This is a genomic window from Pseudomonas protegens (genome assembly GCF_003363755.1).
GTDB lineage: Bacteria > Pseudomonadota > Gammaproteobacteria > Pseudomonadales > Pseudomonadaceae > Aquipseudomonas > Aquipseudomonas danubii.
This window is the reverse complement of the sequence record NZ_CP031396.1, coordinates 6,275,345-6,288,369: the sequence shown is the minus strand read 5'-3', so window position 1 is coordinate 6,288,369 and position 13,025 is coordinate 6,275,345. Positions and strand designations below refer to the sequence as shown.

At 64.7% G+C, this 13,025-nt stretch carries 13 protein-coding genes; 5 read left to right on the top strand and 8 right to left on the bottom strand.

Translation table 11 applies throughout. The features are described 5' to 3' along the window. The first annotated feature begins 107 nt into the window (after positions 1-107). Positions 108-1,130: a sensor domain-containing diguanylate cyclase gene (locus DWF74_RS28625; RefSeq protein ID WP_102864385.1), complete on the top strand. Its 1,023-nt coding sequence runs from the start codon at positions 108-110 to the stop codon at positions 1,128-1,130. Between the two features lie 16 nt (positions 1,131-1,146). Here the strand turns inward: DWF74_RS28625 and DWF74_RS28620 are convergent, their stop codons facing one another. From DWF74_RS28620 to DWF74_RS28605, 4 genes are all read right to left on the bottom strand, one after another. Beyond that, positions 1,147-1,605 carry an NUDIX hydrolase gene (locus tag DWF74_RS28620; RefSeq protein WP_102864384.1) on the bottom strand — a complete coding sequence of 153 codons (459 nt, stop codon included), beginning with the start codon at positions 1,603-1,605 and terminating at the stop codon, positions 1,147-1,149. Further along, on the bottom strand, positions 1,595-1,933 hold the full coding sequence (locus DWF74_RS28615) for an FKBP-type peptidyl-prolyl cis-trans isomerase (protein ID WP_060843293.1): 339 nt from the start codon (positions 1,931-1,933) through the stop codon (positions 1,595-1,597). The genes DWF74_RS28620 and DWF74_RS28615 overlap by 11 nt, the downstream gene beginning before the upstream one ends. Before the next feature lie 76 nt (positions 1,934-2,009). Next, complete coding sequence (locus tag DWF74_RS28610) at positions 2,010-2,417, bottom strand: Imm10 family immunity protein (protein WP_115582231.1); 408 nt, start codon at positions 2,415-2,417, stop codon at positions 2,010-2,012. 22 nt (positions 2,418-2,439) lie between these two features. Continuing rightward, the gene (locus DWF74_RS28605) at positions 2,440-2,871 is read right to left on the bottom strand and encodes a DUF4265 domain-containing protein (protein ID WP_115582230.1); all 432 of its coding nucleotides are present in this window, start codon (positions 2,869-2,871) and stop codon (positions 2,440-2,442) included. A gap of 187 nt (positions 2,872-3,058) precedes the next feature. Here DWF74_RS28605 and DWF74_RS28600 point away from each other — a divergent pair, with 187 nt between their 5' ends. Together DWF74_RS28600 and DWF74_RS28595 are read left to right on the top strand one after the other, a co-directional pair. Continuing rightward, positions 3,059-3,658, top strand: a complete 600-nt coding sequence (locus DWF74_RS28600) for a LemA family protein (protein ID WP_060838821.1) — start codon at positions 3,059-3,061, stop codon at positions 3,656-3,658. Between the two features lie 27 nt (positions 3,659-3,685). After that, on the top strand, positions 3,686-4,696 hold the full coding sequence (locus DWF74_RS28595) for a M48 family metallopeptidase (protein WP_115582229.1): 1,011 nt from the start codon (positions 3,686-3,688) through the stop codon (positions 4,694-4,696). A 5-nt stretch (positions 4,697-4,701) separates the two neighbouring features. Here the strand turns inward: DWF74_RS28595 and DWF74_RS28590 are convergent, their stop codons facing one another. The 4 genes from DWF74_RS28590 to DWF74_RS28575 form a co-directional block, all read right to left on the bottom strand. Next, positions 4,702-5,955 (bottom strand): OprD family porin, encoded by a 1,254-nt coding sequence (locus tag DWF74_RS28590; protein WP_115582501.1) that lies wholly within the window; start codon positions 5,953-5,955, stop codon positions 4,702-4,704. A 91-nt stretch (positions 5,956-6,046) separates the two neighbouring features. Next, positions 6,047-7,351, bottom strand: a complete 1,305-nt coding sequence (locus DWF74_RS28585; protein ID WP_102864381.1) for a CitMHS family transporter — start codon at positions 7,349-7,351, stop codon at positions 6,047-6,049. A gap of 139 nt (positions 7,352-7,490) precedes the next feature. Continuing rightward, positions 7,491-8,816 carry a C4-dicarboxylate transporter DctA gene (dctA, locus tag DWF74_RS28580; protein ID WP_115582228.1) on the bottom strand — a complete coding sequence of 442 codons (1,326 nt, stop codon included), beginning with the start codon at positions 8,814-8,816 and terminating at the stop codon, positions 7,491-7,493. Between the two features lie 43 nt (positions 8,817-8,859). Further along, positions 8,860-9,942 (bottom strand): 4-oxalomesaconate tautomerase, encoded by a 1,083-nt coding sequence (locus DWF74_RS28575; RefSeq protein ID WP_115582227.1) that lies wholly within the window; start codon positions 9,940-9,942, stop codon positions 8,860-8,862. A 170-nt stretch (positions 9,943-10,112) separates the two neighbouring features. Between DWF74_RS28575 and DWF74_RS28570 the strand changes: the two genes are divergently transcribed. Both DWF74_RS28570 and DWF74_RS28565 read left to right on the top strand, forming a co-directional pair. After that, a complete protein-coding gene (locus tag DWF74_RS28570; protein ID WP_102864378.1) occupies positions 10,113-11,003 on the top strand; it encodes a LysR family transcriptional regulator in 891 nt (296 codons plus the stop codon). A gap of 190 nt (positions 11,004-11,193) precedes the next feature. After that, positions 11,194-13,017 carry a monovalent cation:proton antiporter-2 (CPA2) family protein gene (locus DWF74_RS28565; protein ID WP_102864377.1) on the top strand — a complete coding sequence of 608 codons (1,824 nt, stop codon included), beginning with the start codon at positions 11,194-11,196 and terminating at the stop codon, positions 13,015-13,017. The last annotated feature ends 8 nt before the right edge of the window (positions 13,018-13,025 follow it).

The window sequence follows — 13,025 nt, the reverse complement described above, 5'->3', positions numbered from 1 at the left end:
CGCTCGCCAGCCGATAAAAATCTCCTGTGGGAAGCACGCCATGAATTAACATAGCCAAGTGCTATCCACCCCTCAGGACCACCCTCTTCCATGCTGTCCAGAATCCGATGATTGCTGTCTGGCCCCTGCTGTGTCTGTCCCTGTTGCTGGCCCTGCTGGCGTTGTGGCTGTTGCGCCGCGAACGCCGCGCCCAGGCCCAGTTGCGCGTCTATCGCACACTCGCCGAAGGCGTGCCCGACGATGCCGAGCGCTTCAAGCGCAGCCAGTACTTCGCACGCATCGGCACCTGGGACTGGGAAGTGGACACCCAGCGCCTGTACTGGTCGGAAGCCATCTACGGCATGTTCGGCTTCAAGGTCGGCGAAGTGGTGCCCTCCTACGAACTGTTCTGCTCCTGCGTGCATCCGGACGATCGCGAACGGGTCCGCGCCGGCGAGTTGCGCTGCCTGGAAACCGGCGAGAACCACGATGAGGAGTACCGCGTGGTGTGGCCCGACGGCAGCATCCACTGGCTGCGGGAAACCGGCAACGTGGTGAAGAACGTGCACGACACCACCATCAAGATGATGGGGGTGGTGCGGGACATTACCGATGAAAAAGTCTCCACCAGCCAGTTGCAGCAACTGGCCCACTTCGATCCGCTGACCGGCCTGCCCAATCGCCTGATGCTGGAACAGCGCCTGTCCCGGGCCCTGGAGCAGGCGCGTCACAATCAGACCCGGGTGGCCCTGGTGTTCGTCGACCTCAACGGTTTCAAGGCGATCAACGACCAGTACGGCCACGCTGCCGGCGACCGGGTCCTGAGCGCCACGGCCCAACGCCTGCAAGGCATCCTGCGCAGCAGCGATACCGTGGCGCGGATCGGCGGCGACGAATTCGTGGTGATTCTGGAGGGGCTGTCCCCGGGGCTCGACCTGACGGAAGAAGCCCGGCGCATCGGCGAAAAGATCTTCAGCCAGCTATCGCCCCCGGTGGAGGTAGACAGCCAGCGCCACAGCATCGGCAGCAGCCTGGGGGTGGCGGTGTTTCCCGACCATGCCGGGCGCATGGACCAGTTGCTGCACATCGCCGACCTGGCGATGTACGAAGCCAAGCGCAGCGGCAACAACCAGTACCGCCTGGGGCAGTGATACCCGCCAACCCGACCTAGGCGTCGGCGTCGAGCAGGCGCTCGCGCAAAAACACCAGGGCCGCCTGGAACAGCGGGTGCCATTGGGCCGACGGCGGGCTGGCCAGGGCATGCCAGAAGAACTCGAAGTGATGGCCGCCGTCATCCGCGGTGAAGTGAGTCCAGCTCTCGGGCAGCGGCGCCGGCACCCGGCACTCATGGAAAGCCCACACCTGGCCGGCAAACCCCGAGTGCCAGAGGCCGAGAAAACGGCTTTCCTCGGCCTTGACGCCCGCTTCTTCCGCCAGCTCGCGGACCGCCGCAGCGGCCGTCGACTCTCCCGTCTCCACCGTGCCCTTGACCAGTTGCAGGCCGGCCAGCGGATGGCGAAAGGCCAAGACCTCAAGCTCGGTGGTGTAGCGCAGCAGCACCGGGCACGCCTTGTTGGCGGGTGTCGAGGGTGCGGCTGAGGTGTGCGCCGGCCCCTCAGTCGTCACGGGTCAGCACTTCCAGCAACTCGATCTCGAAGATCAGGTTCGAGTTGGGCGGGATCGCGCCCATGCTGCGCTCGCCGTAGCCCAGGTGCGCCGGCACCAGCAGTTTGCGCTTGCCGCCCACCTGCATGCCCATCAGGCCCTGGTCCCACCCCTTGATCACCCGCCCGGTGCCGATCACGCACTGGAACGGCTTGCCGCGATCGTAGGAGGAATCGAAGCTGCTGCCGTCCTCCAGAAAGCCCCGGTACTGGGTGGTGATCAAAGCGCCCTTGACCACCGCCTTGCCGTCGCCCAGCTGGATATCGATCACCTGTAATTGGTCACTCATGCTTCACTCCCGTTCAAACATTGCCCCGACACGGGACCGCGGCGCGCTTTTTCGCAGAATTGCCGCGCCTTGGCAATCACTGCGGCGCCCCCGGCCCGGACTGAAGCTGAATGCGCGTGTCGGTGCCGAGCAGTATTTCGCCGAGCGCCGCCCGGACTTCCTCGACGCTGGCCAGCCCGGCGTCCCAGCTGATGTCCAGGCCGGGCAGGCCCCGGCACCAGTCCAGGGTGCTGGAGAACTGCAGGGTCAAGCGCCCCGGGGCCAATTGCAGCTGCTCGATGCCGCCATAGCCGGCCACGCCCTGCCCGCCCAGCTCGACGTAATAGGTGTCCATGCCCAGTTGCCGATCCTGCTCGTCGAAGCATTCGGCACGCTGCAACAGCAGGTAGTGCTCGGGCTGCTGCCCATCGTCGGCAAAACCCAGGATCTGCACGTCGTCCTCGGTATAGGCACTGTAGGTGTTGGCATGAAATTTCAAGTTCATCGGTCCTTGCTCCCTGGCGCGGTCACTGGCGCAACAGCCCGCTTTCATAATCCAGCCAATCCTGGTCAACGCACGCCTGCAGGTACTCCAGCACGCTGTCCAACGGCACAGAGGCCGGTACGTTGACCGCGAAGAAGGCCTGGCTCATGCCCTCCCAGCGACAACCCAGGGCGTTGATCCGCTCCAGCACCTCCGGGATCAGCTCCCGGCCGGCCTTGAAGAACACCACGCGCAAGGTGCTGTTGCCACTGCTGCGCCCCACCTGCCTGAACCATTTCAGGCCATCGGCCTCGACCTGGACGGCCACCTCGTCGTCATAACAGACGTCCTGGGAATAGAAAGGAAGATTGGCGATCCGGTACAGGCCGTCCGGCTGCTGCTCAGCCCAGACCCCTTCGCTGGCAACCGGTGGGTAATCGTCGACCACCGTCAACCTGAGCATGATCTTGTCCATTGCCTGTCCCTGGTTCATCGAATGAAAGGCGCCCCCTCGACCTTGAAGCCGGAGCGCCGCGCGCTTTTTCGCAGAATTGCCGACCCGGGGCAATCCCTGATTGGCTACTTGAGCAAAGCGCTGTCACGGCCCGGGACGTTTCCGTTACCATGGCCGCCCCCACGCCTCACCCCGATAAGGACATCCCATGGCCACCGCCGATATCGTCGCCCTGGTGCTGCTCGCCGTTCTGGCGCTGTACCTGGTCAGTCTCTACAACCGTCTGACGACCCGGCGCAATCGCCTGCGCAATGCCTTCGCCCAGATCGAAGTGCAGCTCAAGCGCCGCTACGACCTGATCCCCAACCTGCTGGAAACCGTCAAGGGCTACCTGCAGCACGAGCGCCAGACCCTGACCGCCCTGGCCGAGGCCCGCAACAGCGCCCGGGACAGCCTGCAAGCGGCCGCCGCGCAACCCGGCGACAGCGCGCGCATTGCCCGCCTGGGCCAGGACCAGGGTGCCCTGGACCAGGTCCTCGACCGCCTGCACCTGAGCCTGGAGGCCTACCCGGAACTCAAGGCCTCGCAGAACATGGCGCAGCTCAGCGAAGAACTGACCAGCACCGAGAACAAGGTCGCCTACGCGCGCCAGGCCTTCAACGACGCCGTGACCGACTACAACCTGTGCAAGCAGCAAGTGCCGGCGCTGTTTTTCGCCGGTCTGTTCGGCCATCGCGCCGATGCCGCGCTGCTGCAATTCGCCGACAGCGCGCAGATCCAGGACGCCAGCAAAGTGTCGTTCCAATAACCCCGCCGCCTGCCCCCGGAAACTTGCATGAAGTTCTTTCAACACCAGGCCCGTGCCCGGCGCCACACCCTCAAACTGCTGCTGTTGATGACCCTGGCGGTGACCACCCTGGTCAGCCTCAGCAGCCTGGGGCTGGGCCTGTTATGGCGCGAGCTGAGCCAGGAGTACGGCCAGCCCAAGGTGCTGAACTGGGCCGTGGTCGCGGTCATAGCACTGCTCATGCTGCTGATAGTGGTGCTGGGCAGTTGGTACAAGACCTGGCGCCTGCGGGCCGGCGGCAAGGTGATCGCCGAGCACCTGGGCGGACGCCTGATCAACGACTCGCCGCGGGGCAGCGAAGAACAGCGCCTTCTCAATATCGTCGAGGAAATGGCCCTGGCCTCCGGCGCCACCCTGCCGGCGGTGTATGTACTGCCGGAAGACGCGATCAATGCCTTCGCCGCCGGGCTGACCACGGAGCAGGCGGTGCTCGGAATCACTCGCGGTGCCCTCGTCCATCTGGACCGCGACGAATTGCAGGGCTTGGTCGCCCATGAGTTCAGCCACATTTACAACGGTGACATGCGCCTCAACACCCGGCTGCTGGCGGTGATCCACGGTCTGCTGGTGTTCAGCCTGGCGGGCATCGCGGTGCTGCGCCAGGCTGAAAAGCAGCACCTGGGCAGCGACCGCAACCGTTTCTTCTGGCAGATCGTGTTTGCCGTGCTGGGCCTGGCCCTGCTCATCTTCGGCTCCCTGGGCAGCCTGCTGGGCAACCTGATCAAGGCCGCCATCTGCCGTCAGCGCGAGTTTCTCGCCGATGCCTCGGCGGTGCAGTTCACCCGCAACCCCCAGGGCATTGCCGGGGCCCTGAAAAAGATCGGCGGCAGCAGCGCCGGCTCACGCCTGCGAGCCTTCGCCGCCGCCCAGTACAGCCACCTGTATTTCCACCAGGGGGTGAAACTGCGCCTGGAACGCCTGTTCGCCACCCACCCGCCGCTGGCCGCACGCATCCAGCGCCTGGACCCGCAGTGGGATGGGCGCTTCACGCCGTTGTAGATGCGCTACCAGAGGGCGATGTCGTAAGTGATGTAGAGGCGGTTGCTGTCGCGTCCACGGGAGTAGTCGGAGCGATACACGTAGTTGCGCAGCTTCACCCCCAGCCCCTTGAGCGAGCCTTGCTGGAGTACATACGCCAGTTCGGCGTCTCGCTCCCACTCGTCGACCCGGGTCCCGGACTTACCGTCGTTGCCGCTCAGGTAGCGCGAGCTGAAGGTCAGGCCGGGGACACCCAGGCTGGCGAAGTTGTAGCCATAGCTGAGCATCCAGGTCTTCTCGCCCTCTTCGATGAACTTGCCGATGCCGGCGTTACTGAAGGAGTAGACCGTGGCGCCGCTGATATACGGCAAGCCGGCATCGCCACTCAGGCGCTGATAGCCGCCGCCAAGGGAATGCCCGGCAATCGCGTAGGTCAACTGGCCGCTGAACATGCGGTTGGCGATCTTGCCGTCAAAGGCCGCGCCTGAATCGGCGCTGCGGAAGTAGCGCAGATCGCTGGTCAAGGTCCCCTGCCCCAGCGTCAGGTCATGTTGCAGGCCGACAAAGTCCTGCCGATAGAAGTTCTCGAGCTCGCCATGGAAATAGCTCAGGCGCAGGGTCTTGCTCCATTTGTATTCGCCCCCGCCGTAGCGGAAGTCCCCGGACTGGCCGCCGCTGTAGCCGTCGGGCACCAGCCCTACGCTGTCGGTGGAATCCCGCAGTTTGAAGCGCTGCAGATAACCGCCGGTCAAGCTCAGGCCGTCGATATCGGTGCTGGTGAGCTGGGTGCCCTGATAGGTCTGCGGCAACAGACGGGCATCGTTGTAGACCAGCACCGGGGTCTTGGGCAGCAAGGTGCCGTACTTGAGGGTGGTCTTGGCCAGCCGCACCTTGGCCGTGGCGCCGGCACTGGCAAATTCGCTCGCGGCGCGACCGTCGTCGTGCACCGGCAGCAGCCCCGTGCCACTGCGGCCCTTGCCGGAATCGAGCCGGACCCCCAGCAGCCCCAGGGCATCGACCCCGAACCCCAGGGTGCCCGGGGTGAATCCGGACTGATAGTCCAGCAGGAAGCCTTGAGCCCATTCGGTGCGCTCGCTCTTGGCCGTGCGCGCAGCCTTGGCGCTGAGGCCGTGTTCGTCGCGGAAGTTCTCGTTGAAATAGACGTTGCGCAGTTGCAGCTTGAGGCTGCTGTCGTCGATGAAGTCAGCGGCCTGGAGCCCGGCCACGGGTGGCAGGCTCAAGCAGGAAAATACCGTTGCGCGAATCAGCAAATGGCTCATGTCGTACTTCTCGTTGTTGTTATTCAAGGCGCAGCTCGCCAAGCGCCCCGCCAGCAGGCGCGCCCGGCTACAAAAGAGGGTTTCGAGGCAATCAGACGAACAGGGTCAGGGCCCCGGTCAGCAAGGCCAGGGCGGTAATGACCAGGGAGGTCAGCACAGCCCACTTCACCGTGGCTTTCTGGAAGTCGCCGATGTCGCGATCCACCATGCCCACCAGCAGCAAGGTCGAGGCCACCAGCGGGCTCATCAGGTGCACCGGCTGGCCGAGGATCGAGGCCCGGGCGATTTCCAGGGGAGAAATGCCATAGGCCGCCGCCGCGTTGGCCAGGATCGGCACCACGCCGAAGTAGTAGGCGTCGTTGGACAACACGAAGGTCAACGGCATGCTGGTCAGCGCCACCACCAGCGGGAACAGGTGACCCCAGGAGGGCGGAATCCAGTCCACCAGGGTCTGAGCCAGGGCATCGACCATCTTGGTGCCGGAGAAAATGCCGGCGAAGATCCCAGCGGCGAATACCAGCAGCACCACAGTCATGGCGTTGCCTGAATGGGCAAGAATGCGCTCTTTCTGAATATCCAACTGCGGGTAGTTGATCATCAAGGCCAGGACAAAACCGATCAGGAACAGCACCGCCGAGTGCATCAGGCCCAGCACCAGCGCGGTCATCACCGCCACCACCAGCAGCAGGTTGACGTAGGCCAGCTTGGGCCGCTTGTGCGGCGTGTCTTCGAGAATCGCCTGGATGTAGCAGTCGCCACCGCCGCTTTGCAGCTGGGTATTGCCGATGCGCTTGCGCTCGGCCCGGCCCAGCAGGTAGGCGGTGAACACCACCCAGGCGGCGCCACCGATCATGGTCGGCAACAGCGGCACGAAGTACTCGCCGGCATCCAGGCCCAGGGCGGCGATGGCCCGCGTTGCCGGCCCGCCCCAGGGGGTCATGCCGCTCATGATGCTCAACGACAGCATGGAGATGGTGGCGAGGATCATCGGGTTCATGCCAATGCGCTTGTACAGCGGCAGCATGGCCGCGCAGGTGATCATGTAGGTGGTGGTGCCGTCACCGTCCAGGGCCACCACCAGCGACAGCAGCGCGGTGCCGATGGCGATCTTGGTCGGATCGCCATTGACCCGCTTGAGAATCTTGCGGATCAGCGGGTCGAACAGCCCCGAATCGATCATCAAGCCGAAGAACAGAATGGCGAACAGCAACAGCGCCGCCGACGGCGCGACCATTTTCAGGCCGTCGAGCATCATCTTGCCGGTGGTGCCGGCAAACCCGCCGAGCACCGCGAAGACGATGGGCACCAGCGTCAACGCCACGATGGGCGACAGGCGCTTGGTCATGATCAGGAAGGTGAAGACCACCACCATGGCGAGGCCGAGTAAAGCGAGCATAAGTCGATTCTCTTGTTTTTATGATGAGCGTGGCCGACGCGCGGGCGCACGGCCACCCGAGCACCGGACGCCCCGATCAAGGGCGCCCGGCACAGGTGTTGAGTCGGTACTTGGGGTAAAGCGGTGCGGCCTGGGAGGTCTAGCCGAGCTTGTTCGCCAGCGCGCTCGCCGGGGTGTCGTCGGCAGCAGCGGCCTGGGCCGCAAGAGGCTGGCCATCGAGCGTGCGCAACAGCACCTGGCGGTCGCAGGCCTGCTCCGAAATGGCGATCACCACGGTTGCCACGGCGTTGCTGGCCAGGCTGGTCAAGGCCCGGGCCTCGGACATGAAGCGGTCGATGCCGATCAGCAACGCCAGGCCGGCCAGGGGGATGTCATGAATCACCGTCAGGGTCGAGGCCAGGGCCACGAAACCGCTGCCGGTCACTCCGGCAGCGCCCTTGGACGACAGCAGCATGATCGCCAGCATGGTGACGATCTGGCCGGCGCTCAGCTCGATGTTGCACGCCTGGGCAATGAAGATCGCCGCCAGGGACAGGTAGATCGCCGTACCGTCGAGATTGAACGAATAGCCGGTAGGCAGCACCAGCCCCACCACGCTCTTGCGGCAGCCCAGGGCCTGGAGTTTTTCCAGCATGCGCGGCATCACCGGCTCCGTGGACGAGGTGCCAAGCACCACCAGGAACTCTTCGCGCAGGTAGCGCAGCAGCTTCCACAGGCTGAAGCCGTTGGCCCGGCAAATGCCCCCCAGGACCACGCAGACAAAGAAGCCGCAGGCGACATACAGGGTCATGATCAGTTTGGCCAGGGCGCCCAGGGAGGTGATGCCGTACTGGCCCACGGTAAAGGCCAGGGCCCCGAAGGCGCCGACGGGGGCAAAACGCATCAGGTAGGAAAAAATCTTGAACACCATCTGCGAGGCCGACTCCAGCACCTCCAGCACCGGCTTGCCGCGCTCGCCCAGGGACGACAGGGCAAACCCGCACAGCACCGCGATAAACAGCACCGGCAGCACCTCGCCCTTGTTGAAGGCGCCGATGAAGGTCTCGGGGATGATGTGCATGAAGAATTCCACCACCCCCAGCTTGGCCGCCGACTCGGTGTACTGGGACAGGCCCTGGGTGTTCAGCCGGGTGGGGTCGATGTTCATCCCCGCGCCGGGCTGGAACAGGTAGACCGCCGCCAGGCCGATGCACAGGCTGATCAGCGTCAGGCCCAGGAACAGCAGCATGGTCTTGCTCAGCAGCCGCCCCAGGGAACGCTTGTCGCTCATGCCGGCGATGCCGGTGACGATGGTGCAGAACACCACGGGAGCGATCATCATTTTGATCAGCTTGATGAAGGCGTCGCCCAGCGGCTTCAAGGCAATGGCTTGCTGGGCCCAGAAGTGCCCCACCAGTACCCCGAGGCACACCGCGCAGAGGATCTGGAAGTAGAGCGATTTAACAACTTTCATGGCATCACCCATTTTTAGAATTGTTCTGATGCAACCAGGATCGACAGCGCGTCGACTAACCGGCTAGACGTTGTGCAGCAGGCGCGTAGACATACCCGGAAAACAATCGGCGAGCGGTGCGGACCACCGAGGCGCGGATGGTCTCGGGGCTGGTTCCGCTGTAGGACAATACGACATCTATCGCCCCACTGGGGTGTTCGATTCGAACCTGATGCAGACGCGGTTCACTGATCCCGCCGAGCATCTCGGCCACCACGCTGCCGGCGGTGACACAGGCGGTAGCTAGGCCGATGGAGCCGGTGATGGCCAGGGCCCGATGGCAGTTGTGAGGCATGAAATAGCGCACCGCCAGGGTGCCCCCCGCCCGGGCCGGGGACACCAGCACCGGCTTGGGAATCACCTTGTCGCTGACATCCCCCAGGCCCATGGCCAGGCCGGCCTTCACCCGCAGGCTTTCCAGACGCTGGAGAAAGTCCGCATCGGCGTCCAGTTCGGCGGGGCTTTCATCGCCGCGCTTGCCCAGGCAGGCCGCCTGCACCAGCACCATGGGCATGGCCATGTCGATGCAGGTCACGGCAATGCCGTCGATCAAATCCTGGGGCTGGCCGGTGGGGAACAACTGGCCGGTCTTGCTCCCGGCAGCATCGAGAAAGGTCAGGGCCACCGGCGCCGCGCTGCCCGGCACGCCGTCAATGGTGGTATCGCCTTCGTAGCTGACCTTGCCATCGGGGGTCTGGACCTGGGCATGGACCAGGGTGCCGGTGTTGAGGTTGCGGATCCGCACCTGGGTCTGAGCCCCCGTGGCCTTGACCAGCCCCTGCTCGATGGCGAAAGGCCCGACAGCGCAGAGCATGTTGCCGCAGTTGGGTGCGGTATCGACCCGCCGCTGGGACACCATGACCTGGACGAACAGGTAGTCGACATCGGCGTCCGGGTGCAGCGAAGGACTGACGATCGCCACCTTGCTGGTTTGCGGGCTGCCACCGCCGATGCCGTCGATTTCCAGCTCATGGCCGGAGCCCATCAGGTTGAGCAACAGCTCATCACGCTCGGACACGGCCACCGGCAGATCCCAGGCCAGAAAAAACGGCCCTTTGGAGGTGCCGCCGCGCATCAACACACAAGGAATTCGTTGCATGAACACTGACTCTTGTTGATCAATCGAGGTAATTGATGTTCTGGGCACAAGAGTGTCAGGGATTAAAATGTGTTTCCAATGCAAAGATCAGAGAGATTATTGCGTTTCGCGCATGAGTTAAATATCGTGTCCGCCAGCGCCCCACCCGACTCCCGCCTTGAGTAGCCCCCATGGAATATGAGCTTCAGGACATCAGATCTTTCGTGAAAATCGCCGAACTGGGGAGTTTTCACGAAGCGGCCGACGCCTTGCACCTGTCCCAACCGGCCCTGAGCCGACGCATGAAAAAGCTCGAAGAGGGGCTGGGCACCGCCCTCCTCGACCGCACCACGCGCAAGGTCAGCCTGACCAGCGTCGGTCGCGATTTTCTGCCCAAGGCCCGACGCCTGCTGGACGACTTCGACGACTCGATCCTCAACATCCGTGAGCTGGCAGAACGGCAGATCGGTCAGGTGACCCTGGCCTGCATCCCCACGGCGGCCTTCTACTTTCTGCCGTCGGTGATTCGCCTGTACAACCAGCGCTACCCGAAAATCCGCATCCGTCTGCTCGACCTCAGTGCCAACGAGGGCCTTGAAGCGGTGCTGCGCGGCGAAGCGGACTTCGGCATCAACATGATGAGCGGCCAGCACCCGGACATCGAGTTCGTGCCACTGGTCAACGAGCCCTTTGTCCTGGCCTGCCGGCGCGACCACGAACTGGCCGAGCGCAGCTCGGTGACCTGGTCGGAACTGAGCGACTACCGCTTGATCGGCGTCGGTCGCCTGAGCGGCAACCGCATGCTGCTGGACCACGCCCTGTCCGGCTTGAGCTGGCGGCCCCAGTGGTTCTACGAGGTGCAGCACCTGTCCACGTCGCTGGGCATGGTGGAGGCCGGCCTCGGGGTGTCGGCGATGCCGAGCCTGGCCATGCCGGCCGCCGATCACCCGACCCTGGTCAGCGTTCCGCTGACCGACCCCGTGGTCAATCGCACCCTGGGCCTGGTGTATCGACGCGGCGCATCGCTGTCGCCGGCGGCGGAAAAATTCGTGGCGATCCTGCTGGAGCAGTGGCCGCACTGACTGGCGCGCCCCTCCAGCTTCTCTCCCCTCCAGCTTGCCCCCTACTCCGACGTGCCTTGCAGGGCGCACCGCCAGTCTCAGAACATCCACGCCGTTTTTATCCGGGCGCAGACTGGCAACAGCCATCCGCTGTTTGTCACCGGCGAGCCTTTATCATCCACTGCGCCCCGTTCTCCCTGGAGTCCCCCCGATGCCCCATGAAGGCAACCTGCTACAAGCCGCCGTCGTGTTCCTCTGCGCCGCCGTGCTCATCGTGCCCCTGGCCAAGCGCCTGCAACTGGGGGCCGTGCTCGGCTACCTGCTGGCCGGGGTGCTGATCGGCCCCTCGGTGCTGGGGCTGGTGGGCAATCCGCAAAGCGTCAGTCACATCTCCGAGCTGGGGGTGGTGCTGTTGCTGTTCATCATCGGCCTGGAGCTGTCGCCCAAGCGCTTGTGGGTGATGCGCAAGGCGGTGTTCGGCGCTGGCCTGGCCCAGGTGTTGTTGACCGGCACGGTGATCGGCGTGGTGGCCCTGTTTCTGTTCGGCCAATCGCTGAACAGCGCCATCGTGCTGGGCCTGGGCCTGGCCCTGTCATCCACCGCCCTGGGCTTGCAAAGCCTGGCCGAACGCAAGGAGTTGAACAGCCCCCACGGGCGCATGGCCTTCGCCATCCTGCTGTTCCAGGACATCGCCGCCATTCCGCTGATCGCCATGGTCCCGGTGCTGGCGGGCAACGATCACCACACCAGCAGCGCCGAGGATCTGCGTCACGGCCTGCAAGTGCTGGGCAGCATCGCCGTGGTGGTGGTGGGCGGGCGTTATCTGCTGCGCCCGGTGTTTCGCATCGTGGCCCGCACCCGCTTGCCGGAAGTGTCCACCGCCACCGCCCTGCTGGTGGTGATCGGCACCGCCTGGCTGATGGATCTGGTGGGCGTGTCCATGGCCCTGGGCGCCTTCCTTGCCGGCCTGCTGCTGGCGGACTCGGAATACCGCCATGAGCTGGAAGCGCAGATCGAACCCTTCAAGGGCCTGCTGCTGGGGCTGTTCTTCATCAGCGTCGGCATGGGCGCCAATATCAGCCTGCTGCTCAGCGCGCCCATCGCGGTGCTGGGCCTGACCCTACTGCTGATCGGCCTCAAGCTGCCGCTGCTGTTTGTGGTCGGGCGGCTGGCCGGCGAGCTCAATCGCGAGAGCGCGGTGCGCCTTGGCGTGGTGCTGGCGGCCGGCGGTGAATTCGCCTTCGTGGTGTTCAAGATCGGTCGCGACCAGGGCCTGTTCGAGGCCCGCCTGCATGACCTGCTGGTGCTCACCATTACCCTGTCCATGGCCCTGACCCCGTTGCTGTTGCTGGCCTGCTCGCGCTGGCTCAAACCCAAGGCCAAACCCCTGGAAATGCCCGCCGAGTACCGTCAGATCGATGCCGACAGCCCGCGGGTGGTGATCGCCGGCATGGGCCGCATGGGGCAGATCGTGGCGCGTATCCTGCGGGCGCAGAAAATCCCCTTCGTCGCCCTGGACACCTCGGTGGACACCATCGAACTGATCCGCAGTTTTGGCGGCATGCCGGTGTTCTACGGCGACCCCATGCGCCCGGAAATCCTCAGCGCGGCCAAGGTCGGTACAGCGGAGTACTTCGTCATCGCCACCGACGATCCGGAAACCAACATCAAGACCGCCGAACAAGTGCGCAAACTCTACCCGCACCTGAAGATCATCGCCCGGGCGCGCAACCGCCAGCACGTGCACCGGCTGATGGACCTGGAGGCACAGGCCGTGCGGGAAACCTACTACTCCAGCCTGGAAATGAGCCGCCGCACCCTGGTGGGCCTGGGGCTCAGCCAGGCCCAGGCCGACTCGCGAATCCAGCGCTTCACCCAGCACGACGAACAACTGCTGGCGGCCCAGCACGCGGTCTACGACGACGCTGCCAAAGTGCTGCAGAGCGCCCAGGAAGCCCGGGCCGAACTGGCCCGACTGTTCGCCGCCGACGAGCAGGACGAGCAGATCGAGAGCCCGCTGCCGCCGATGCGCTGACGGCGCTT

What these genes read in the sequence shown, in the direction of transcription:
- DWF74_RS28625 (WP_102864385.1), top strand. Translation starts at nt 108, where the DNA reads ATGATTGCTGTCTGGCCCCTGCTGTGTCTGTCCCTGTTGCTGGCCCTG.
- DWF74_RS28615 (WP_060843293.1), bottom strand. Translation starts at nt 1,933, where the DNA reads ATGAGTGACCAATTACAGGTGATCGATATCCAGCTGGGCGACGGCAAG.
- DWF74_RS28610 (WP_115582231.1), bottom strand. Translation starts at nt 2,417, where the DNA reads ATGAACTTGAAATTTCATGCCAACACCTACAGTGCCTATACCGAGGAC.
- DWF74_RS28605 (WP_115582230.1), bottom strand. Translation starts at nt 2,871, where the DNA reads ATGGACAAGATCATGCTCAGGTTGACGGTGGTCGACGATTACCCACCG.
- DWF74_RS28600 (WP_060838821.1), top strand. Translation starts at nt 3,059, where the DNA reads ATGGCCACCGCCGATATCGTCGCCCTGGTGCTGCTCGCCGTTCTGGCG.
- DWF74_RS28595 (WP_115582229.1), top strand. Translation starts at nt 3,686, where the DNA reads ATGAAGTTCTTTCAACACCAGGCCCGTGCCCGGCGCCACACCCTCAAA.
- DWF74_RS28590 (WP_115582501.1), bottom strand. Translation starts at nt 5,955, where the DNA reads ATGAGCCATTTGCTGATTCGCGCAACGGTATTTTCCTGCTTGAGCCTG.
- DWF74_RS28585 (WP_102864381.1), bottom strand. Translation starts at nt 7,351, where the DNA reads ATGCTCGCTTTACTCGGCCTCGCCATGGTGGTGGTCTTCACCTTCCTG.
- dctA (WP_115582228.1), bottom strand. Translation starts at nt 8,816, where the DNA reads ATGGGTGATGCCATGAAAGTTGTTAAATCGCTCTACTTCCAGATCCTC.
- DWF74_RS28575 (WP_115582227.1), bottom strand. Translation starts at nt 9,942, where the DNA reads ATGCAACGAATTCCTTGTGTGTTGATGCGCGGCGGCACCTCCAAAGGG.
- DWF74_RS28570 (WP_102864378.1), top strand. Translation starts at nt 10,113, where the DNA reads ATGGAATATGAGCTTCAGGACATCAGATCTTTCGTGAAAATCGCCGAA.
- DWF74_RS28565 (WP_102864377.1), top strand. Translation starts at nt 11,194, where the DNA reads ATGCCCCATGAAGGCAACCTGCTACAAGCCGCCGTCGTGTTCCTCTGC.